Genomic DNA, 23,128 nt, shown 5'->3' with positions numbered 1-23,128 from the left:
TCTCGTTCAAGAGTCCGATGGTCCTGTTTTTTTCTTAAGAACAGGTCAACCGATTGATTATTCTTCTCTCGAAAAAATATTCCAGGTTCAAAAGTCACGAAAACAAGATGTTCAGAAATAAACGTCGCGGATGATACGGTAAATTCCAAGACTTGATATACTGTAAATGCAAACGATTTCATAAACTTACAGGAGGTCTTTTCATGAAACAAAAACGCTTGATTGTCGCGACTCTCGCGACCGCTACTTTTCTAGCGCCACTTGTGCAACCGATTGCAGTAGGTGCAACGGCGGATAATGGTACGATGATGCAGTATTTCGAATGGTATGTTCCGAATGACGGCAACCACTGGAATCGTCTCGGCAGTGATTCAACGAAACTCGATCAACTCGGAATCACGTCTGTATGGATTCCGCCCGCTTATAAAGGAACCACACAAAATGATGTCGGTTACGGAGCTTATGATTTATACGATCTCGGCGAATTTAATCAAAAAGGAACCGTCCGGACGAAATACGGAACGAAAGCTCAACTCAAAACGGCCATCAATCAACTACATACAGCCGGCATCGATGTCTACGGGGATGTCGTTATGAATCATAAAGGCGGAGCGGATTTCACGGAAGCCGTCACAGCCGTCGAAGTAAACGGCAGCAACCGGAACCAGGAAATCTCGGGTGACTATCAAATTCAAGCCTGGACCGGATTTGATTTCGCCGCGCGGAACAATACCTATTCGAACTTTAAATGGAAATGGTATCACTTCGACGGAACGGACTGGGATCAATCCCGTTCGAAAAGTGCCATCTATAAATTCCGTGGGACCGGAAAAGCGTGGGATACCGATGTCTCGACCGAGAACGGAAACTATGATTACCTGATGTATGCCGATATTGATTTCGATCATCCGGAAGTCCAGCAGGAAATGAAGAACTGGGGCAAATGGTATGTCAACGAACTCGGTCTCGACGGATTCCGTCTCGATGCCGTCAAACATATCAAACACGGTTACCTTGCCGACTGGCTCGCAAACGTCCGTCAGACGACCGGAAAACCGTTATTCACGGTGGCTGAATATTGGCAGAACGACCTCGGGACGCTGCAAAACTATTTGAGCCGGACGAACTATCAGCAATCGGTCTTCGACGCTCCGCTCCACTATAAGTTCGAGCAGGCAAGTAAAGGCGGCGGCTATTATGACATGCGGACGATCTTTGACGGCACACTTGTCAAAACGAATCCCGTCCAGGCCGTCACACTCGTCGAAAACCATGATTCCCAACCGGGGCAATCGCTTGAGTCAACCGTTCAATCCTGGTTCAAACCGCTTGCTTACGCCATGATTCTGACACGTGAACAAGGATATCCGTCGGTCTTCTACGGCGATTACTACGGGACAAAAGGCACGTCGAACCGTGAAATTCCGGCGCTTGCCTCTAAAATCGATCCGTTGTTAAAAGCGCGGAAAGACTTTGCCTTCGGAAAACAAAATGATTATCTCGATAATGCGGACGTGATCGGCTGGACGCGTGAAGGTGTGACCGACCGGGCGAAATCTGGTCTTGCAACGATTCTGTCGGACGGTCCGGGCGGCAGTAAATGGATGTATGTCGGTCTTCAAAACAAAGGTGAAGTCTGGACCGACATCACCGGTAACAACACCGCTTCCGTCACGATCAATCAGGACGGCTACGGTCAATTCTTCGTCAACGGCGGCTCGGTTTCCGTATACCGCCAGCAGTAAGTGCATACAAAAAGCCGATTTCCGAAGGACTTTTTTCGTCCTTTGAAAATCGGCTTTTCTTATTCGGCCAGTCCGACGCTGCTCCGGACATGTTCCCCCTGCTCAATCGCTTCGAGCAAAAAGTGGGCGACGTCTGCCCGGTTGATTTGCTTCGCCTGTTCCGGGACACCATTGTCCGCCTGACGATACAAACCGGTCAACGGACCGTTCATCAATCGAAGCGGTCGCGCGACCGTATACGCTACATCAGCCTGTTTCAACAGTTCAATCGCCTGCCGGTGATCCTTTAACGGATTCTTGAGAATTTGTTGGGCAAGTAATCCTTGTGCACCCGGAAGCTCCTGATCGACTCCGGCAGAAGCGACATAACCGATCCGGTCGACGCCATTCACCTTCATCGCGTTCACGATTCGTAAGAGACTCCGCTCGAGAAAGCCGCTGTAGGCCAGACTCTCGGTTCCGAGGGCTGTCAGCACCGCCTCTTGTCCCTGCATGGCTTGATTCACCGCTTCCTGATTAAGTACATCCCCTTCGATGACTTGCAGTTTTCCGTCCGTCAACTCGAGTTTATCCGGGTTACGAACGAATGCCGTCACCGTATGCCCGTGGGCGATTGCCTGTTTGACCAACTCCTGTCCGGTTTGTCCGGTCGCTCCGAAAATAATCAGCTTCATACAAACTGCCTCCCTTTATCTGTTCTTTTATTCAACTACCCTTCCCTTTCAGTCCGTAATCGTCCGGTCTTTTTTCCTGAATCAGAAAATAGTTTCTTCTTGTTTTCAATTTGTGCTAAAATTCAGTTAATATTATTGGATATTTTTCCCTTAAGATGATGTATTTTCTGGATTTCTGATAAAAACAGCTGTTTGAATTTTATTTCATGATATGGAGGCGTACATAGTGAAACTACAACAATTAAAAGACCAGCTCAATACGATTTATCTGGGAAAGTCCGATGTCATCGATTTGTGTTTAACGGCCTTGATTGCCGAAGGCCATATTCTGCTCGAAGATGTGCCGGGGACCGGGAAGACGATGCTCGCGAAAGCTCTTGCCAACAGTTTTGACAGTGCCTTTTCCCGGATTCAGTTCACAGCGGACCTCCTGCCATCTGATGTCATCGGCTCCGACTTCTTTAACATGAAAACACAGGAATTTGAGAACAAACGCGGACCGCTGTTCGCGAACGTCGTGTTGATCGATGAAATCAACCGGGCTGTCCCGCGCACCCAGTCAGCTCTGCTCGAAGCGATGGAAGAACGCCAAGTCTCGATTGGTGGAACGACCTATCAGATGCCGGCTCCGTTTTTTGTCATCGCAACGCAAAACCCGATTGAATCCGCCGGAACGTTCCCGCTACCGGACGCTCAGCTTGACCGGTTCATGGTGGCGATTGAAGTCGGTTATCCGAATCTTGAACACGAACGGCAACTGTTGAACGAAGTCTTGGCCAATGTCCGGAAACAGGCAATCGGCATCGCAACAGGAGGTGACCTGATTACCTGGCAGGAAGAAGCCCGGCGTGTCCACGCCTCTCAGGACGTCCTCGATTACCTGCTCGCCATCGTCCAAGCGACCCGTCATCACGCCCTTGTCGGAGTCGGAGTCAGTCCCCGCGGGGCGATTGCTTTGCTTCGGGCATCACAAAGCTTTGCGTTCCTGAGCGGCCGCGATTTTATCATTCCGGAGGACGTCAAATACTTGGCAAAACATGTGTTGTCCCACCGCTTGACGCTGACACTCGAAGGCGGTATCAAAACGACAAAAGCCGATGTGTTACTTCATCTGCTTGACGATATCCCGGTTCCGGTCGAAATGGGGTGACAGGATGTACATCGAACGTTCCGTTCCTTTTTGGCTCGAGCGCCGGCTCTTTTCCGTCTATGTCATCTTGACGTTCGTCTTCTTATTTATCCCGGGACTCTCGTTGATTGGCTTTCTGTTTGCTGCCGTTGGAACCATCCATTATGTCGTCGGTCAGACCGAAAAACAATTACGGCGGGACATTGCCTTAGAGTGGAAACATTACGAACCATTGATGTTTAATCAGGAATCGGCCTCATTACGCCTGCAGCTTTTTGGTCTCGAAGCCCTGCAAAAGTTGGGGTTAAAAACCACGCTGCGGTTGCATACGGAAGATGGCCTGATTTTTCCCGACATGGACCCGCTTCATCCACATACCTATCACGCCGTCATTCAATCGGACGAACAACTCGAGATTCCGATTCAGGCGATGCGGCGGGGACCGGCTCATTTTGATGAACTCACATTAACCATCCGGCTCCCTTGGCGGATGGGTGTCTATCTTTTTACCTTCGATGACTTTCCTCAATTTACGGTCCTTCCTTCGTTGACGGCACAGGCGACACCGCTCCTGTTAAACCGCCTGCGGATCGGGGACCGCGCGGATCGCTACTCACCGCTGAAAAACAAACTGGTTCAACTGGGCGCTAAACCGTATACGTCAGAACCATCCAAGGAAATTGATTGGTATGCGACAGCGAAGACCGGCCGGTTGCAGGCAAAAGTCTTTGAAACGAGTAACCAGGATACGTTCACGCTCGCCTTGAATCTGTCCGGACCAAGCGGTTACGGATTGCATACGAATTTCGAGACGTTCCTTGATCAGACGGCCTTTCTGGTCAGTGAACTGATCAAGGAAGGATGTAAGGTTGAATTGTTCATCAATCATCTGGATGTAAACAACCGGATGACTCATTTGAAGTTGCAGGAAGGACAGCCTCAACTGAAACAAATCCTATTGATGCTTTCGACACTGTCGACGCGGGATACCTATATTCCGACCGGACAATTCGAGCGGTACATCACACGCCGGAAACACCGCAACAGTCAATTGATTCAAATTGGCAATGATCTCATTCAGGCTATCGGTTAAACTGCTAATGTAGGAGGAACAATATGTCGTCGTTTATCATTCGTAAAACTACTCAACTTGTTTTTGCTTTTCTTGTTTTAGTCGGGATCAGCGCTCTGCCGGGTTTAATCGTTCAGATGCGGCCGGATTTTCCGGGCTATTTCAAAATGGTCCAACAACAGCTCGGTCTGTTGACGACCTCCGCCCCGTTGACTTATTACAATGTCACCGCTTCTGAAAAAAGACCGCTGATGCCTGATCTCCAGCCGTTCATCCAGGAAACGCTCGTCATTTTCACCAGTGCGCTGATCTGTTCATCGGTCGTGGCGTTGCTTTATGCCTTCTTATTTTACCGGACAGGATCAAAAACCCGGTCCATCCTGACACAATCCGCCCGGCTCCTTGAAATGATTCCCGATTTATTTTGGATCATCGTTTCCCAGTCCATCATCGTTTTTTTATTTAAGACGACCGGATTTAATCAAATTGAAATTGCCGGCGGATTCGCAGATTCGATTCGTTTCCTGCCGATTTTGACTTTATCATTGACGACTGTCTTTTTCTTCATCAAATGGTTGACCGGTCGGATTCAGGAAGAACAGCATGCGAGCTATCTGGAGTTGGCCCGTGCTAAAGGAATGCACTCGACCCAACTGTTTTGGCAACATTTAATGCCCAATCTGTTTTATCGGTTTTATCTGTTTTTCCGGACCAACACTATTACGATTCTGTCGAGTCTGGTCGTCATCGAATATGCTTTTAACGTCCAGGGACTGTTCCGTTTTATCTTAATCAATCAAGATTTTTCGGTATTACTCGTCTTGTTGCTCCTCATTTACGTACCCTTTTTCATTTTGGATACAGTGGCAGAACTTTGTATCCCCCGCTCGTGGAAAGGAGAAATCTCATGAGACGTGTTTTACTGCGTGACCCCGTCTTTTGGATGTGTCTGCTGTTCTTCGGGACCTTACTGATACTCAGTTTTGCCAATTCCGTCTTTCGTGATGGACAGGTCGATCAAATTCAGAACCTCTATTCAAAGGATGGAACATTTATCGCCACCTCACCGCTTGAACCGTCTGCAGAACGGTGGCTCGGGACGGATCGTTCCGGAAACGATTTGTTTCAGGTGATGATTGAAGGTGCCAAGTGGACGATCGGTATTTGCGTCAGCATCGCCTTCGCCCGAATCGCTCTTGCGCTGCTGATTGGCATCCCGCTTGCTTTTCGGAAGAAACGGCTGTACACGGCATTACGACTGCTGTTAGACGGTTTCCTGATCCTTCCGATTTCGCTGATCGCGTTATTCATTCTGTTACCGGCGTTCCAGTTCGTCGATCCCGCCGAGATTCCGTCTACGTTCTCAAGGGTCTTCCTTGAGATCAGTGTCTTGACGTTACTCGGTTTACCGGCACTCGTGCTGTATTTCATCGGTGAAACCCGGCAACTGCTCGCTCAAGAGTTCATGCTTGTCGCCCGGACACTCGGCGGGCGTCCGGGCTATCAATTCCGGACACACATCTGGCCGCACCTGTTGCCGACGTTGACGATTGTCTTCATGCAACAGTTTGTCCAGACATTGATGGTCCTGATCCATCTCTCGTTGTTTGGCATATTTTTCGGCGGAACACTTGTCTTGTTCGAAGGTAATGCTGCCCCGACGATTTTTGAATGGGCTTCCCAGTTCGGTTATTATTTTTTTCAGTTCACGGCCGTTTCCTGGATCAACCATCTGTTTTTAGTCCCGGCGATCACTTTGGCTTTGCTCGTGTTCTTTGCCAATCTACTGACGAGCCGCCTCGAGCGTGCTTACCGCTTGCGGCGACAACAAATGATTCCCACTGTCCCGCTTGCTGCAGCAGACGCAGAAGCCGCAGCAAGCCGCTTATCCGACCCGTTTGATTCGGTCGACATTTCAATCAAATCCTAGGAGGATGTATGAAACGAATAGCTGTTGGTACCGTCATTGCAGTGTATATGACGGTTTTTAGTTTTTCCCTTTGGACTTATCAACATCCGGTCCTGACCAGTTCCGACCAATCGAAATTACTCCCGACCCGTGTCAAACAGATTCGTTCGGCAACATCGACGAACGATCTCAAGTCCTGGGTTGCACAAGCAAAACAGCGGCAGGAAACCGTTTCTGTCGCCGGTATTCAACACAGCCAGGGCGGACAAACCTATCTCCCGGATACGACAGTTCTCGATATGACGGATTACGACCGGATTTTGGCATATACACCGGACAAGCACCGGATTACAGTCCAAAGCGGAATCACCTGGGCCGAAATTCAAGAGCGGATTCAGCCGGACGGACTGGCGGTTCAGGTCATGCAATCCCAAAACATCTTTACGGTCGGTGGTGCCCTCAGCGTCAATGTCCATGGCCGGGATATCCGCTACGGTTCCCTGCTCGATACCGTCGATTCCTTCCGGCTGTTGAAGGCAGACGGTACCGTCGTCCATGTCAGCCGAAACGAAAATGCGGATTTATTCCGCCTCGTCCCCGGCGGATACGGACTGTTCGGCATCATTTTGGATGTCACCCTGAAACTGACCGACGACGAATGGTATACCGAGCAGACCGTCGCTTTGGACTATCATGATTATCCGGCTTATTTCCGGCAACATGTACTCGGTGATGCTGACGTCCGGATGCATATCGGACGTATTTCCGTCGCGCCGGACGGGTTTTTCAAAGAGATGTATGTGACGAATTATCATAAAGCCGAACGAACGGTTCCGATTGAAGAGAAACCGCTTAAGCAGGAAACAATCATTGCCCTGCCGAAAGCCTTACTCGGTCTCTCCCGGTACAGTGACTTCGGCAAAAATAAGTTGTGGTCCTTCCAAAAGTCGTATTTCCTGAAGCAGAGCGGGACGTATGAATCCCGGAATAATGTCATGCGCTCCGACAGTGCTTTCATGGAATATACCAGTCCCGGCCGGACGGAGTTACTCCAGGAATATTTTGTTCCGGTTGATTCGTTTGTTTCCTATATCGATCAGTTGCGGACGATTTTAACGACCGACGAATTAAATGTCTTAAACATTACGATCCGCTATGTCGAGCAGGATAGAACGGCCGCCTTGTCTTATGCCAAACAGGATATGTTTGCCCTCGTCTGGCTGATCAATACGGAAACGGATCCGGCATCCATCAACGAAACGAAGCGGATCGTCCAGAAATTGATCGATGCGACACTCGAACATCAGGGCAGTTACTACCTGCCGTACTATCCGTTTGCGACACGTGATCAGTTCACCGCAGCCTATCCGAATGCCGCTGCTTTTAAAGCCGCGAAACAACGACAGGATCCGAAAGGACTTTTCATGAACCAATTCTATCTGGACTATTTGAAGTAAGGAGACAACGATGAATTATCCACTTTTTGTTCGTATTCAAAGTATGATCTTAATGAGCAGCAGTATCATTTTCCCCTTTTATTTGTTACTCGTCCGGCAAATCGGGGATTCCTATGCCCAGTTCGGTCTGGCCTACGGTCTCTTCACGCTGACGTCAGCGTTCGCCTATCTCGGTATCGGTCGTTTAAGCGACCGGTTCGGCGACCGGTCCCTGCTGATTTTCCATACGTTCGGTATGGCACTGATTTTATTGTATGTTCCGATCGTCACGTCCATCAGTCACGTCTACCTGATTCAAATCATTATGGGAATACTCGGGGCATTCCAAAAGAATACGGAAAAAACCATTCTCGCCCGGCAGGAACTCGCTCTGACAACGGTCGGTCGGACAATCGGCCGCTATCACTTTAAGACGTCCCTCTGGTCGGCGCTCGGCATCATCGCCGCCGGTTATCTGATTGATTTTTTGACGATCGGCAGTCTCTTTTATATTATCTCCGCTGTTTATTTTTATGTAACGGTCCGTTTACTTTGGGATCGGCCGCGTTCCGAAAAAAAACAGGTGGATCCTTCATCGTCAAGCAGCGAAGCGGGTATAAAGAAGTAGAAGGGATGTGATGGCATGATTGACGTGACCCATTACTCACAATCATTCGGAAAACGAACGGTCTTGACCGATGTCCAGTTTTCAATCGGTCGGGGGGAAATCGTCGGGTTGATCGGACCAAGCGGCTCCGGTAAAACGACTTTAATTAAGTCCTTGATCGGTCTGCAGCAACCGACGACTGGGACGATTACCGTTCTCGGAACACGACAACCCTCGCTCGCACAAGCCGAGAAAATCGGTTATATGGCACAATCTGATGCGCTCTATGAAGACTTGACGTCACGGGGGAACCTCAAATACTTCGGAAAATTATACGGTTTGAAAAAAGCACGGCTTCGGGCCCGGATCGAAACCGTCCTTGAATTCGTCGATTTAAAAAAAGATGCCGATCGTCCGATCCATCAGTTTTCCGGCGGAATGAAGCGTCGGCTCAGTCTTGCCATCGCTTTGATTCATGAACCGAGTCTTTTACTGCTCGATGAGCCGACGGTCGGGATTGACCCCGCCCTAAAAAAAACATTTTGGCATGAATTTGAACAACTGCGTCAATCCGGTGTAACGGTACTCGTCACGACACACGTCATGGATGAAGCCGAGCGTTGCGATCGTCTGTTATTAATTCAGCACGGTCGCCTGATCGAAGCCGGTACACCGGACGATCTGATTCAGCGCTTTGGTTCCATCGATGAAGCTTTCATTCAAAAGGAGCGAGTCTGATGCAAACTCTGACGGTAGCGGAACGTGTCATTTCACAAATTTTTCGGGATAAACGAACGATTGCGATGATGTTTCTCGCTCCGCTGTTTGTCCTGTTCTTACTGTCAACGATTCTCGGGTCGAGCTCGGATGATGTGACGATCGGTACGGTCGATCTGCCGGCAGCCTTTCAAGATACGTTAAAAACAAAAACCGATACCCGCACCTTTACAGACAAAACGGCCGGTGTCACTGCCATGAAGGATCGCGAAATCGACGCCCTGATCACCTTTCAACAGAATCAGCCGCAAGTTTTGATTGAAGGCGGCGATATTTCAAAAAATGCAGCGGCGCTTCAAGTCATTCAGGAGACATTGATTACAATCCAGGGACAACAAGCGTCTGCTGCCAATACGAAACTTACGGCAGCCGTTAAACAGTTGCAGCAACAGCTGACTCAATTGACGAATCAAACGTTTGAAACACCGCAACCTGTCACACCGGCCGTCACTAAACCCGACATCCAGTTTTTATACGGCAATCCGGACGCTGAATTGTTTGACCAAATCGCTCCTGCCTTAATGGGCTTTTTTATCTTCTTATTCGTTTTCATCATTGCCGGTGTCAGCTTTTTACGGGAACGGTCGAGCGGCACACTGGAACGGACACTTGCGACTCCGCTCAAACGCTCAAGCATTGTCTTCGGTTATTTCGTTGGTTTTTTTTTATTCGTCACGATTCAAACGATTCTCATCCAACTGTTCATCGTCAACGTACTTGACGTGACGCAACAGGGGAACTACTTCCTGCTTTTGTTCGTCAATCTTCTGACGGCAAGTGTCGCCTTGTCACTCGGCTTACTGCTGTCGAGTTTTTCCCGGACGGAATTTCAACTGATTCAGTTCATCCCTTTAGCAATCGTACCTCAGATCTTTTTCAGCGGACTGTTTGATTTGAGTGATGCGCCACTTTGGGTGGAAGTCATCAACCGGTTGATGCCGTTGACTTATGCTGCGCACGCCTTGCAAAATATCATGACTCGGGGCTACGGGTTGCAGGACATTTGGGTCGACCTCGTCGTGCTGGCAGGATTTGTTGTGTTATTCGTCGCCCTCAACATGCGGGCGCTCAAAAAACAACGCCCGGTCTGAGTTCATTGACCTCATTTTCCCGACTCCATTGACAATCCATTTTTTTCCTTATACAATCAAAAAAAACGCGAAATGAGGCTGACCGATGTAAATTCATCTATTTACCCACCCACTAACTAAATACGAACGATGTGGAGGTTTTATAGATGAACCGATTTACAACTTTACTGGTCAGCCAGTGGGTAGCAAATGCGGGAGATGCGCTCTACATCGTCGCTCTCATCGCTACCCTGTATGCTGAAACCGGACAGGCCAGCACTGTTGCCCTGTTTCCGATTGCCGTGACAGCAGGCATGACGATCAGCGGATTTTTCTTTGCCGATCTCGCAAGAAGGTTCCGTCATGCTTCGCTTTTGTTATCCAGTCAGCTTTTAAAAACGATCAGCCTCGGTCTGATTGTATTTCTTGATTTACCGTTCGGTTATCTGCTTGGATGCGTCGTCTGGATTGCCTTTCTCGACGGATTTGCCCGACCGCTCGAAAGTGCCTTCCTGCCGCGAATCACGGATAATCTTCAAAAAGCCAACAGTCTGGTTCAAGGGACAAACCAAGTTGTCCAACTGGTAATGTGGCCGCTCGGTGCGATTTTTGTCAGCCTCGGCTCCCCCGGTCTCGTGCTGACGATTTCATTCGGCTTGTTTGTTTTGGCAAGTCTCTGGACCGGTCTGTTTCGTCATCAGGTCCGTCAACTCGCGGATCCTGTCGAAGAAACGCAGGAAACACCATCGTTCCGGTCGAGCTTCCGCTATACATGGACGACTGAACTGGCCCGGCTGAATACGACGTTGCTCGGCATCGACGCCTTTGCCAGTACCGCCTGGATTTCAGCGTTATTCCTTGTTTATATTGATACGCATCTCCATGTATCTGACAGCTGGTGGGGCATCTTAAATGCCTTTTACCTGCTCAGCATGATCGGTGGCAGTTATTACATGCTCCGCCGGACTAAGTCTGCTTCCCTGTTAACGCTGAGTGTGGCGTTATCGGTCGGAGCCACCGTCTTATTTGCATTTGCACCGTCTGTCGTCTTTGCCGTTGTCGCCTGTGTATTGCAGGGCGCTTCTAACCAACTACGGGCGATTGAGTTGACTACCTGTTTACAAGAAGCGACGCCAGCCGCCCGCTTACCGTATGTCTACAGCATGCAACAAACCGTCTATACGCTCAGCTTTTGTCTCGGCAGTCTGCTGTTCGGATTGCTTGCGGACCGTTTGAGTATCGAGACTGTCTACTGGATCGCGGCCGCTGTCGCTCTGCTGATGTTCCCGGCAGCACGGCGTTTGCCTGATGCCGTTTCGATCAAGCAGAAACAGCGCATCTCATAAGACGAGCACACCAAAGAGAGGTTTTTTCAGGTATCACACCTGGAAAGACCTCTCTTTTTCATCTGTTCGTTGCTATCTTTTTTGATGAAATACCAGCAATCTTGTTCCCATCAACAGACAGACAAGTCCAAGCGAGAAATAGGCTCCGTTAAGACCTGAACTTTGACTGATTTGACCAAATCCCAATCCGATTCCGATCGTCACCACACTCTCAAGCATCGACAGCATTGAACTGCCGGTCGCCCGAACATCATCCGTCAATATGTCCTGCAACCATGTCGTCAGGACTGGTTCCGACCAGCCGTAAATCAAAAACAGACCTATTAAGACAAAAACGGACCATCGACTGTCCATCACAGCAAGTAAGACAAAACCGCCTCCATACACAAGTAGAAGAACGCTGAGCGGAACGAACGGACGGGCCGGTTTAGGCAAAAGATTACCGAGTCCCTGGGCAACCATCAAGCCAATCAAGATAATCCCAAACCAGGAGACGGAAATACCTTGATACTGAACATACAATTGCCAAAACTCATCCAAGAACGTGATTGTCGCACCGAACGAAATGCTGAGTAACGTCACCCGGATAAACGAAGGAACAAGGTTCCTCCGACACCAGTCGTAACACGTAACAGAAACTGACGGTCGTCCGGATTTGTCCGGTTCAGTCAACAAGCAACTGACAAAAACAGCCGCCGTCAAACAACCAAACGAGAGATAATAATGCACCGTCAGCTCATACAGTGTCGCAAGCCATGCTCCAATCAGCGCCGCACTACCGGTTGCTGCAAGGCCTGCCGCGTTTATCCGACCAATCGTTTTCTCAAAATGCTCCCTTCCCCCTAGTTGCTCCATCGTTTCGTAAATCAATGCTTCTTCCGCTCCGCTGACAGCGGCACTTCCGATTCCGGCTAACACCATGGCGAGTAAAAAGGACGACAGGTCGTACGCGTGAAGCAAGATTACAAACGATAACGTTTCAAATAGGGTTCCTGTCAGCAGACTGATTTTCCGTCCCAACCGGTCAGCGAACAAACCAAATGGGACTTCTAGCATCACCACCGTCAGGGCAAAGACAATTTCAGCATAGACGACGTCCTGCACCGTCATGCCGCGTTGTTGCCAAAACAATCGCTCAATAACGTAAGCCGGCAGACATGCGGTCAAACAACGATTCAGATACAGCAGTTGAATATTTCGTCGAAGTCGAACTTAGCAAGGCGGTCGTATCTGTTTCACAGTGAATTCCTCCTTTTTGAATAATATTCTGTGACCTGTTTTTTACTTTTCCCGTTACTGTTTCTTCCGAATCGTTTTACACCAAAAAGCAGACAACGGATAGTCCGTTGTCTGCTGCTGTTTCAGTCTGCTTATCTTTTATGGTCTTTCGCGTGTTCCGTTCCAGTAATTGTTTCAAGCGAACTCACCTGCACGAACGGCAGTTCAATCGTAAAGGTCGAACCGCTCCCTTCTGTTGATTCCACATGGATCAACCCGTCATGGGCACGGACGATTTCCTGACAGATTGCAAGGCCAAGACCGGTCCCGCCGATTTTCCGGCTGTCAGAATTATCGACCCGGTAAAACTTACTGAAGAGTTCCGGTAAGGCGTGTTGCGGAATCCCGATTCCTTCATCGATGATTTGGATCCGTAACCGGTCCTCCAGCTCTTCCAGCTTAAGCTCAATCTCTCCGCCGTCCGGTGAATATTTAATGGCATTATTAATCAAATTCCCGAATAATTGCCGCATTTTTGGTTCGTCCGCTTCAATCCAACGAAGCGGCCGGTCCCCGGTTTCGAGTGTCAATTGGTGATGACTCGTTGAACCGGCATGGAATTCGGCAACTTCCTGAATCAAGTTCCGAAGATCGAGTTTTACAAACTGATACTGTTGCTGACTGGATTCCATGCGCTGAACATCAAGAAAATCATTGACGAGACTCGTCAGACGTTGCGTCTCCGAATGAATCGTCGTCAAGTACCGTTGCTGACGATCGACAGGCAAGTCTTTCGCCAGCATCAACTCGGTATACCCGAAGATGGATGCAAGCGGCGTCCGCAACTCATGGGATACTGTCGAGACGAACTCCGACTTCATCCGGTCGATGCCGGTTTCAATCGTCACATCCCGCAGCACGAGCATCGTTCCGCGGAAACGGCCGCCGTACTGAATCCCTTCCGCATACACTTGGACAAATCGTTCCTCTTTGTTTAAGGATAAGGATAAGCCTTCGGTTGGAATTTCATGAAGACAGACCCGACTCATATATTCGAGGAATGCTTCATGTTGATCGACCTGAACAGCCAACTCTTCAATCTTGACGTCAAGCGTCATCAATCCCTCATCAAATTGATCATGGGACGGATGATGGAACAAGGCGAGTAACGGTTTGTTGGCGAAAATCTTATCATCTTCGATATAAATGACAGCTTCACGGATCGAATGCAACAGCTTCGATGTTTTCTCGCGTTCCCGCTCGATTTCATCAAAGACCCGCATCCGGAGCAGTGACAAGGCCAACTGTCGGGAGAACGACCAGATTTCTTCCGTTTGCTCCTCATTAAACTGATCCCGGTAACGGACCAGATAGATGCTTGCGATCATCGTATTGGTCGACGGATCCATGACCGGGACAACCGTTTCGTACATGCTGTACGGGTAAGGAAGCGGATGATCACTCGTCACTTGTTTCGTCGAACGGACGGCGTGCTTGTGCATCCGTGCCCGTTCCAGTAACGAAATTGAAGAGTGTAACAACTGATGCTCCTGATCCGGTGTCATCCCGTACGAGACGATATCCGTATAACGATCGTCGTCAAGGAAAACGATCGCACCAAGCTCGGCATCGGTAATCGTAATTAATTTTTCAATGATTGCAGGGTAAGCCGTTAACGTTTCCCGCGAAGCGAGCGTTTCCGTCAACTCATTGCGGTACCGCAAATGCGTTTCATTTCGCAACGTAGTATCGAGCGCTTCTTCCAGTTCTTCTTGTTGCATCTGTAACTCTTCCTGTTGGGCAACGAGTTCTTCCTGCTGACTCTGCAACTCATCGTTACTTGAAACGAGTTGCATCTTTTGGGAAGAAATCGATGCTGCCATCTGATTGAAAGTTGTCGTTAATTCACCGACTTCATCCTGTGAATTCACAACTTTGATTGGTGTCGCATCCTCGCCTTGTGCGAGACGACTGCTCTCCCGGTTCAACTGACGTAATTGTCCGGTCAGACGCGAGACAAATGGACGGACAAGCAACGCAATGATCAGCAGGAGAACAGCCAGATTAATGAACCCAAGTACTTGAGAAGCATTGACCTGTTTGCCCAGTTTTTCTTGCGCCGCAAGTTCCTGTTTATTGAGCGAGTTGCGGTACTTCGTGAAGACCGTTTCCATATCGACGATGCTTGAACTCATATCCGCTGCACTTTTCGTTTTGATATTGAACTTCCGTTTTGGATCGAGTGTCGGTGCTTTCGTGACTTTTCCGAGCGTTGCCATCTGCAGGAACGGTTCTGTCACATCCCCGTCTTTTTTAGCAGCGACGTAGTTCGTCAGACTCGGCATGACGCGTTGCGTATACGCCGTATAAAGCGATCGGGCATCTTTTGCATACTGTTTTTCTTCTTTAAAACGGGCATTTTTCTCAAACCACGTTGTTTGTTGATTGATGTTCGTTTTTTTACGTTCAATTTCTTCCAGCATTGCTTCATCACCTAATAAGACGAATCCGCGCATTTCATACTGAAGACTTTGCCATGATTCATATAAGTTCGTCGCACGTGTCCGATGATCGTTTAATGTCAGCAGTTCCTGACGTGATGTCTGAACCTGACTTTTCGTATAAAAATAAACGCCGGCTGAGGTCAGCACGAGTGTCAATATAATCATATAGAAGGCAGACATAATTTGGCGTCCAATCGTTCGATTAAGCCATGACTTCATCTATTCATCCCCCTCTACTTGTAAAAATTTAAACTAATTGTTTCTAAACCTTATTCTAAAGGTTTTTTAGGCAAAACCACTAAATATGCTCAAAAAAGATTACTTTTCATCTAACTTTAATCTAAATGCTTGTATGTTACAAAGAGATTTCAAAAAATGGGGGATTTTAGGACGATTTGTTAAAAGGAGCTGATTCCAAAAGGCATCACTCGTTCTTTCACGCCCTTTTCTCAGGCGAGATACAAGCCAGTTTGTCTCTGACAGCCCAACTTGTACTTTTTCCTGCAGGAGTCGCGTGAACCGGGTGATCTTTTTTAACGAAAAAAGAGTGACGGAATTGGAATCCGTCACCCTTTTCTTTGTAGAGACTGACTCGTGAGTCGGCTCCAAACCATTAAAAATTAGAATGATTGGAGTGATCGTTCTGTTGCTGATTGACGTGCATCTGATGGTGGTCATGGTGATGATGCATACTCGAATGACGGCGGACAGGTTCTTCATCCGCGAGCGGATCCCCCATCAACACACCGAGTCGTGCATATTGTGCCGCGATGTCTTTTTTCGTTGCCTCCTGTACCTGATCCGTCTGTTGAATCAACGATAGAATCCCTTTCGCCAAACGAATCGGTTCGAGATTCGTCTTTTCGACCGGAAACGATGACAAGGAGCGGAGATAATCCAGATACCGCTGTGCACTTTCCTCCGACGGTGTCACGAGTTCCGAGGCATGATGCCGGAGCGACTTCGTCAGACTGTGTGTCGAGGCACCCTGTGTAATCATCGCAAACAGACCGATGACGAAAATACATACGATGATTCCAAAAAAGATCATCATAAAAACCGGCATTCCGGAAAAAAAACCGTCACCTTCGATATACAGCAACAGTCGGTTGCCGTTAAGCAATGAAGCGATTCCTGAAAACGACATAAAAGCCCTCCTCGTTTCGTGTGATAGTTACTCTTACGCAACACGAACCAGGAGGGTTTCCGTTTTTTTGTTAAGTTTCTAAGGAAACTTCTGCATTAAACCAATCTTCGACGAATAAAAAACCATCCGGCCGGTCAATCCGGTACGAATAGAGGACGGCGAAATCACCGTCTGTCATCATCGGCAAGGTCAATTCCCGTAAGACTGCTTTCACCTCTTCCGTCATCACCGTTTCGTAACGGACGAAATCGTCTTCCCGGGTTTCCTGCTCCGTTAAATACGGCAACAGCAAGGATTTTCCGAACGATTGCGGATCATCGATGACTTCGGCCGTCACCCCGAACAATTCCTCCGCTTCTTCGATCAAAGCATCCGCCTGCCCGATCGTCACTTCGTTCGGAAACCAGACCGTCAGCTTTGTCCCCTCTTTTAAAAATTGTTCAAACATCGGGATAAAGGTTTTATTCTCCATTAAATCGTAATACATCAAGCTTCTCCCTTCACGAACTCAAATTTCAATTGGTGTTGTTCCAAATACAGCATCGCCTGGAAAGTCCGCCCGTTCTTTTTCATCTCAAGCGGTTTTGTTTTTCCGTTCGCGAGCATTTTTTTCAGCTCGGTTTGTGTCAGACGCGCCCCGAGTATCGTCTTCGGCAGGGTAAACCCGCAATTGTTTTTCTGATAGGCACTGCACCCGTAAAACTTTCCACGATCAAGCAGTTCCGCCTGACAGACGGGACAGATGCCGACCGGCCGGTTCGTGGCGCCGCGTGCCCGTTTAGCCGGAACTTGCGTCGGATCGACTTCCAGTTGTTCCACCCGTGTTTTCGCATCCTGGACTAAATGCTGGGACAGCTTCTTCGCCTGATCGACAAATTGAGCCGCGGATGCTTCCCCTTTGCCGATTTGGTCGAGCCGGCTTTCCCACTTTGCCGTCATCTCCGGGGAAGCGAGGATACTGCCGCTGACGGCTTCAATCAAAATCCGCCCTTTTGCTGTCGGATGGAGTTCTTTTTTCTTGACTTGAATGTATTCCCGGCGTTTCAGTCCGTCGATGATGCCGGCGCGTGTCGCTTCTGTTCCCAGGCCTTCGATTTCCTTCATGATGGCTTGCAGTTCATTTTCGAGCACTTTCCCGGCTGTCTTCATTCCGAGAATCAGCGTCCCTTCCGTATAGCGTTTTGGCGGTTCCGTCTGTTTCTCGAGCAGCTTTGCTCCTTTGATGGGTACCGGCTGACCGACTTCCACTGCCGGCAATTCCTGCTCTTTTGCTTCAATTTTCAAGACTTTCTTAAAACCGAGTTCAAGCGACCGGCTGCCCTTCGTCAGGAAACGGTCCTGTTCCCGTTCCGTGATGATTTCCGTTTTTTCCGACCGGGCATCCGGTGCAAACGCGGCCAGGAAACGGCGGACGATTAAATCATAGACTTGCGCATCACGTCCGGACAGTTTCGCAACGGCTCCCGCTTCTTCCGTCGGGATGATGGCATAGTGATCACTGACCTTCGCGGAATTGACATACCGTTTATTGTTCGTTAGATTGTTCGTCACAATGTCCGTCAGTTCGGTATACTCCGGCTGTTTCAAGAGCCGTTTTAAAATCGCCGGAAACTGGCTCGCCTCGTCTTTTGAGACGAAGGACGAATCCGTCCGCGGATAACTGATCCAGCCCCGGATATAAAGTTTTTGCGCGATATCGAGTGTTTCCTTTGCCCCGAGTCCAAAACGGCGACTGGCTTCCGTTTGCAAGAGCGACAAACTGAACCAGAACGGCGGTTTTTCAACTTGTTCTGTCTTATCGACCGCTGCGACGGTACCGGTTCCTGCCGTCCGGGCCACAATCGCTTCCGCAAGGCTTCGTTCCGTAATCTTTGTTTGTTTTTTCAGATTGATGTATTTTCCAGTATACCGTGTAAAGTCGGCCTCGACTTCAAAAAATGTTTCCGGACGGAAGTTCTCAATCTGTTTTTCCCGTTCGACGATCAATGACAATGTCGGCGTCTGGACCCGTCCTAGTGAAAAGACATCGGCGATGCCTTTTTTCTTGAGCAGCGTCGTATAGGCCCGGGAAGCATTCATCCCGATTAACCAGTCGGCACAGGCGCGGCTCATCGCCTCGTGGAACAGATTCTCGGTTTCTTTGCCGTCGAGCAGGTTCGCAAAACCGTGATCAACGGCCTGCGGGGTCAGACTGGAAATCCAAAGGCGCTGAATCGGTTTTGCGTTATTGGCCAACCGGAGAATCAATCGGACGATTGCCTCTCCCTCTCGCTCGGCATCCGATGCTATAATGATGGAAGTTGTCGTCCGTTCGTTCAGTAACTTCTTGATGACTTGAAAGGTTTTGCTTTTTCCCCGGGATAACCGGTAGTCGAACTGTTCCGGGATGATCGGAAGATGGTCATAGTTCCATCGTTTCCATTTGGCATCGTAATGGGCTGGTTCCTGGAGTTCACATAAATGGCCGACGGCATAAGCAAGCTTTGCCCCCGCCGGAAACCGGTCACACGGTTTGATTTCAATATATCCGTCCCGCTTGACCGATGGATACGGTGCTGCGAGTTTTTCAGCTTGTTTTGGTTTTTCCGCAATGATTAATTGCATTGGTTCACCCTCATTTCCTTACTTCAGACACGCGGAGGTTAACATGCCCTATTTCACTTTATTCATGGCACTCTTTTTTATCTCGACATCTGCAATTTTCGTTAAATGTGCCGAAACCCCAATTGAAGCGGTTGCTTTTTACAGAATGTTGTTTTCGACACTGTTGCTGTTACCGTTGATTCACCTGAAAGAATTACTTAGTCTCAGTTCAACGACCATCCGACATATGATATTAAGCGGAATTCTCTTAGCCGGTCATTTTTGGCTGTGGTTCCTGTCCCTTGATTATACGACAGTTGCCAGTTCGACGCTCTTCGTAACCGCGAGTCCGATTTTTGTTTTAATCGGCAATGCCGTCTTCTTCAAACAGCATCCGTCGAGAAAAGCGCTCTTTTTCGTCGGTGTCGCTTTAATCGGCGGCGGACTTGTCGCTTATGGTGACATCGCGGTTGGTCCAAGAGCACTGATTGGAGACGGACTCGCCCTGCTGGCAACGATTCTTGTCGCCGGTTACTGGCTGCTCGGTCAACACGTCCGAACAAGTGTCTCGACGAATACGTATTCATTCGGCGTCTATGCCGTGTCTTCCGTCGTTCTGTTACTGTTTTCGCTCATTCAATCGGTCAATCTAGTCGGTTCATTCCAAACCGATTGGAAAATCTATATTTTACTCGCTGTTTTCCCGACACTGCTCGGTCACAACTTATTCAACTGGGCCTTGTCACGTGTTAGCGCCAGCATCGTCAGCATCACGATTCTCGGGGAAGCCGTTTGGGGAATGATTTTCGGATACTTCCTGTTCCAGGAATCATTGACGTGGATTCAAATCACCGGTGCTGCCTTACTGCTCGTCGGAATCGGTCTGTTCCTGCGCCGCAATGAACGCGATATCCGGGAACAATTTGCCAAACAAAATGCCGCGACGACTGCGGAATAAAAAATAAATACCAGTCAGCAGTCTTCTGTTAGAAGATGGTCTGACTGGTATTTTTTAATTGGTTGGATCTTCCGGACGGACTTTCGGCAGTCGGAAGGTCATGAAAAAGGCCAGAATGGCACAGACGAGACCCCCGATGAAGACGAGATGCAGTCCGTTTGCGAGTGCCTGTTCCGCGGCCGATTGAACGTCCGCTCCGTAACGGGATGCCGTACCCGACTGGAAAAACGGATCAATCGAATAGCCGGAAAGCAGCTTCGAGTCGGAAAATGCCTGGATGATCGACACATTAAACAAGGTCCCGAAGATCGCCACACCAAGCGTTTGTCCGGTCGTACTCAAAAACGAGTTGACGGCAGTCGCTGATCCGCGGAGCGACCAGTCGACCGAAGTCTGCAGGACGACCATAAAGACGGGTTGTGCCAGTCCGAAACCGATTCCGATCAACGAAACAGCAAGATAGATAAAGACATCACTCGATTCCCGGCCGATTCCGATTAAAATCGCCATCCCGATGACGAGTAACCCCATTCCAGTCATCGTTCGGTAGCGCGGCGAGGCAATTCCGATCGTCCGTCCGCCGATGATGGCAGTCAGTGTCCAAAACAACGACAGCGGCATCAGCATAAAGCCGGCTTCCGTCGGACTTTTCCCGAGCACGCCTTGCGCGAAAATCGGGATGTAGGCCGACATCGAGACGAGTACCCAGGCAGAAAAGAAAACCGCCAAATTGATGACGAGAATGACCGGATGCCGGATGACCGCCGGTGGCAACAGCGGATCCGACGCTTTTTTCTCGACCCGGTAAAACCAGAACAACAGGATCACACTGACTGCAAAACTGATTAAAATCAGCGGCTCGGCAAATGATTCGGATTCACTTCCCGATAATAATCCGTACAGTAACGCGCTCATGCCAGTCGCAAATAAAATGGCTCCCCGGTAATCAATCTTCCGTGACGTCTCAGTGACATTTTCTTTATAAAACAAAACAATCATGATGAATGAAATCAGAGCAAACGGTACATTCAATAAAAAGATGTAACGCCACGATAACGTCTCGACTAAAAAACCGCCGACGAGCGGACCGGCGACACCCGAGATTCCCCAAACCGCACTTAAAACGCCTTGAATTTTTCCGCGTTCCTCGTATGTATATAAATCCCCGATGATCGTCATCGCAATCGGCAAGACGGCTCCCGCTCCGATTCCTTGCGCGGCACGGAACAGAATCAGCATTTCCATCGATTGCGCCAATCCACAGGCGAGCGACGCGACCGTGAAGACACCGATTCCGAATAACAGGACACGTTTTCTTCCGTACAGGTCTGCCATCTTCCCGTAAATCGGTGTTGAGACGGCCATGAACAGTAAGAAACCGGCGAAAATCCAGCTGACGAGTTTCGCGCCGTTTAACTCACTTGCCATGACCGGTGTTGCCGTCGCAACGATCGTACCTTCAATCGCCGCTAGAAATGTAGCTAATAACAAAGCAATCGTGACATTTTTCCTCAAGAGACTCAGCTCACTTTCTGTAGGTGTATCCTTTTTTTATCATACCTTGAATCGGCGGACTTCTAAAAGGAGATGCTTATCGAGCAGGAATCAAGGGAACAATAGGGAATGATAAAGTTTAGAGAATGAGTCATCAATTGAATGGAGGAGTATGATATGTTACGAAAAACCGCTTTGATTACAGGTGCTTCCGGTGGAATCGGTCTCGATTTGGCTGTTTTGGCGGCACGTGACGGGTTTGATTGTGTGTTGATTGCCCGCAATGAAAAGAAACTGACGGAGCTCAAGCATGTCCTTGAAAAACGTTACCAAATCAAGGCTTATACATTCGCAGCCGATCTTTCAAAACCGGACAGTGTCTCGCGGATCCTCAGTTTCCTCGAAGAACATGAACTGACGGTCGATCTGTTGTTCAACAACGCCGGCTTTGCGACATCCGGTCGCTTTGCAGAAATCGATCCGTCCGAAGATTTAAATTCAATCCATGTCAACGTCGTCGCCTTGACGGAACTGACGAAACGGTTGGTGCCGGGAATGCTTGACCGCGGATTCGGCCGGATTTTGAATGTGGCCTCTGTTGCCGCCTTCATGCCGGGACCTTACATGAGTGTCTATTACGCGACAAAAGCGTATGTCCTATCGCTGTCCGAAGCGCTCGCTTCTGAACTGGACGGTTCGGGCGTGACGGTCACCTGCCTTTGCCCGGGACCGACGGATACGAACTTCTTTGACCGTGCACAGATTACGTTACCTTTCAAAAGCATGCCGTCTCATCTCGTCGCCTTTGCCGGATACCGGGGAACCTTAAAAGGCAAACGGGTTGTCGTACCGGGAGCGAGCAACCGCGCCATGGTGACATTTGCAAAATTCTTGCCGCGCCGCCTTTTGACGGAAGTCACGGGACGCATTCAAAATCCAGATCAGCAACAACATGAAACGCCGGTTGAAGAATTCGCTGTCTCCAACTGATCCAGACATTAAAAAAGACGTCCGTTCTTTTCATACCGGAAAAGAACGAACGTCTTCTTTGATTCAGTTCGGTTTCGGACGATGCACATGATCCGTCATCCATTTTTGAACATTTTTCGGAATCGAGGTGTAGCGGTATACATACCGAAGAGTGACTGCTCCCGTCACCATGACCAAATAACCGCTCGACAGGACTAATAACCAGGCGACAATCGACAAGAAGAGATCCGTTTCAAAAAAGAGATGTCCGACTAATCCGCCTTCTGCAGATGTAATCAGCATCGCTCCGGGAAAAATGGCTGCTGCCAGTAAGTAAAACCCTGCATACCGTCCCCGAATCGTTTCCTTCAACAATAAAATACTCCCAAATGCCAGACCCAAACCAGCAATAAGTAACACCCCGACGAGATACGTTATGGACAGCGGCGAACTCAGCATTACGCTTCACTCCAATCGAATGGGATTACTT

General features: G+C 49.0%; 20 protein-coding genes. 12 read left to right on the top strand and 8 right to left on the bottom strand.

All coding sequences use genetic code 11. From position 1 onward, the window contains the following. Window positions 1–203: 203 nt before the first annotated feature. Window positions 204–1,745, top strand: a complete 1,542-nt coding sequence (gene amyS / locus ABIC15_RS05970) for an alpha-amylase (RefSeq protein ID WP_012369880.1) — start codon at window positions 204–206, stop codon at window positions 1,743–1,745. Between the two features lie 59 nt (window positions 1,746–1,804). On the opposite strand, the gene ABIC15_RS05965 is transcribed toward amyS, so the two are convergent. Further along, window positions 1,805–2,419, bottom strand: coding sequence for an NAD(P)-dependent oxidoreductase (locus ABIC15_RS05965; protein WP_354020031.1), 615 nt, complete (start codon window positions 2,417–2,419; stop codon window positions 1,805–1,807). Between the two features lie 226 nt (window positions 2,420–2,645). Between ABIC15_RS05965 and ABIC15_RS05960 the strand changes: the two genes are divergently transcribed. The 9 genes from ABIC15_RS05960 to ABIC15_RS05920 all read left to right on the top strand — a co-directional run bounded on the left by ABIC15_RS05960 (window position 2,646) and on the right by ABIC15_RS05920 (window position 11,765). Continuing rightward, window positions 2,646–3,569 carry an AAA family ATPase gene (locus ABIC15_RS05960; RefSeq protein ID WP_354020030.1) on the top strand — a complete coding sequence of 308 codons (924 nt, stop codon included), beginning with the start codon at window positions 2,646–2,648 and terminating at the stop codon, window positions 3,567–3,569. A 4-nt stretch (window positions 3,570–3,573) separates the two neighbouring features. Continuing rightward, entirely contained in the window at window positions 3,574–4,641 is a 1,068-nt protein-coding gene (locus ABIC15_RS05955; RefSeq protein ID WP_354020028.1) for a DUF58 domain-containing protein, read from the top strand. Window positions 4,642–4,664: 23 nt separating this feature from the next. Next, the gene (locus ABIC15_RS05950) at window positions 4,665–5,531 is read left to right on the top strand and encodes an ABC transporter permease subunit (protein ID WP_318091905.1); all 867 of its coding nucleotides are present in this window, start codon (window positions 4,665–4,667) and stop codon (window positions 5,529–5,531) included. Continuing rightward, window positions 5,528–6,550 carry an ABC transporter permease gene (locus ABIC15_RS05945; RefSeq protein ID WP_290830300.1) on the top strand — a complete coding sequence of 341 codons (1,023 nt, stop codon included), beginning with the start codon at window positions 5,528–5,530 and terminating at the stop codon, window positions 6,548–6,550. The genes ABIC15_RS05950 and ABIC15_RS05945 overlap by 4 nt, the downstream gene beginning before the upstream one ends. 8 nt (window positions 6,551–6,558) lie before the next feature. Continuing rightward, window positions 6,559–7,986 carry an FAD-binding oxidoreductase gene (locus tag ABIC15_RS05940; RefSeq protein WP_483298753.1) on the top strand — a complete coding sequence of 476 codons (1,428 nt, stop codon included), beginning with the start codon at window positions 6,559–6,561 and terminating at the stop codon, window positions 7,984–7,986. 10 nt (window positions 7,987–7,996) lie between these two features. Continuing rightward, window positions 7,997–8,593 carry an MFS transporter gene (locus ABIC15_RS05935; protein ID WP_354020026.1) on the top strand — a complete coding sequence of 199 codons (597 nt, stop codon included), beginning with the start codon at window positions 7,997–7,999 and terminating at the stop codon, window positions 8,591–8,593. Between the two features lie 15 nt (window positions 8,594–8,608). Continuing rightward, window positions 8,609–9,310, top strand: a complete 702-nt coding sequence (locus tag ABIC15_RS05930) for an ABC transporter ATP-binding protein (RefSeq protein WP_354020024.1) — start codon at window positions 8,609–8,611, stop codon at window positions 9,308–9,310. Then, window positions 9,310–10,440: an ABC transporter permease gene (locus tag ABIC15_RS05925; protein ID WP_354020022.1), complete on the top strand. Its 1,131-nt coding sequence runs from the start codon at window positions 9,310–9,312 to the stop codon at window positions 10,438–10,440. The genes ABIC15_RS05930 and ABIC15_RS05925 overlap by 1 nt, the downstream gene beginning before the upstream one ends. Window positions 10,441–10,586: 146 nt before the next feature. Beyond that, complete coding sequence (locus tag ABIC15_RS05920; RefSeq protein ID WP_354020020.1) at window positions 10,587–11,765, top strand: MFS transporter; 1,179 nt, start codon at window positions 10,587–10,589, stop codon at window positions 11,763–11,765. Between the two features lie 72 nt (window positions 11,766–11,837). Here the strand turns inward: ABIC15_RS05920 and ABIC15_RS05915 are convergent, their stop codons facing one another. The 5 genes from ABIC15_RS05915 to ABIC15_RS05895 all read right to left on the bottom strand — a co-directional run bounded on the left by ABIC15_RS05915 (window position 11,838) and on the right by ABIC15_RS05895 (window position 19,238). Continuing rightward, complete coding sequence (locus ABIC15_RS05915; RefSeq protein WP_354020019.1) at window positions 11,838–12,896, bottom strand: MFS transporter; 1,059 nt, start codon at window positions 12,894–12,896, stop codon at window positions 11,838–11,840. Between the two features lie 239 nt (window positions 12,897–13,135). Then, the gene (locus ABIC15_RS05910) at window positions 13,136–15,706 is read right to left on the bottom strand and encodes an ATP-binding protein (RefSeq protein WP_354020017.1); all 2,571 of its coding nucleotides are present in this window, start codon (window positions 15,704–15,706) and stop codon (window positions 13,136–13,138) included. A gap of 394 nt (window positions 15,707–16,100) precedes the next feature. Then, window positions 16,101–16,634 (bottom strand): hypothetical protein, encoded by a 534-nt coding sequence (locus ABIC15_RS05905; protein WP_012369867.1) that lies wholly within the window; start codon window positions 16,632–16,634, stop codon window positions 16,101–16,103. 70 nt (window positions 16,635–16,704) lie between these two features. After that, on the bottom strand, window positions 16,705–17,121 hold the full coding sequence (locus ABIC15_RS05900) for a hypothetical protein (protein WP_012369866.1): 417 nt from the start codon (window positions 17,119–17,121) through the stop codon (window positions 16,705–16,707). Then, window positions 17,121–19,238, bottom strand: a complete 2,118-nt coding sequence (locus ABIC15_RS05895) for a DNA topoisomerase III (protein WP_354020015.1) — start codon at window positions 19,236–19,238, stop codon at window positions 17,121–17,123. Before ABIC15_RS05895 ends, ABIC15_RS05900 begins: the two co-directional genes overlap by 1 nt. Before the next feature lie 43 nt (window positions 19,239–19,281). On the opposite strand from ABIC15_RS05895, the gene ABIC15_RS05890 reads away from it, so the two are divergent. Then, on the top strand, window positions 19,282–20,175 hold the full coding sequence (locus ABIC15_RS05890) for a DMT family transporter (protein WP_354020013.1): 894 nt from the start codon (window positions 19,282–19,284) through the stop codon (window positions 20,173–20,175). 54 nt (window positions 20,176–20,229) lie between these two features. Here ABIC15_RS05890 and ABIC15_RS05885 read toward each other — a convergent pair whose 3' ends face one another. Then, on the bottom strand, window positions 20,230–21,690 hold the full coding sequence (locus ABIC15_RS05885) for an MDR family MFS transporter (RefSeq protein WP_354020012.1): 1,461 nt from the start codon (window positions 21,688–21,690) through the stop codon (window positions 20,230–20,232). A gap of 156 nt (window positions 21,691–21,846) precedes the next feature. Here ABIC15_RS05885 and ABIC15_RS05880 point away from each other — a divergent pair, with 156 nt between their 5' ends. Further along, window positions 21,847–22,659 (top strand): SDR family NAD(P)-dependent oxidoreductase, encoded by an 813-nt coding sequence (locus tag ABIC15_RS05880; RefSeq protein WP_354020010.1) that lies wholly within the window; start codon window positions 21,847–21,849, stop codon window positions 22,657–22,659. Between the two features lie 63 nt (window positions 22,660–22,722). On the opposite strand, the gene ABIC15_RS05875 is transcribed toward ABIC15_RS05880, so the two are convergent. Next, window positions 22,723–23,097, bottom strand: coding sequence for a hypothetical protein (locus ABIC15_RS05875; protein WP_354020008.1), 375 nt, complete (start codon window positions 23,095–23,097; stop codon window positions 22,723–22,725). Between the last annotated feature and the right edge of the window lie 31 nt (window positions 23,098–23,128).

It is taken from the genome of Exiguobacterium sp. PvP048 (assembly GCF_040549175.1).
Lineage (GTDB): Bacteria > Bacillota > Bacilli > Exiguobacteriales > Exiguobacteriaceae > Exiguobacterium_A > Exiguobacterium_A artemiae.
Note: the sequence above shows the minus strand (reverse complement) of the source record. Positions and strands in the feature narration are given on the sequence as shown.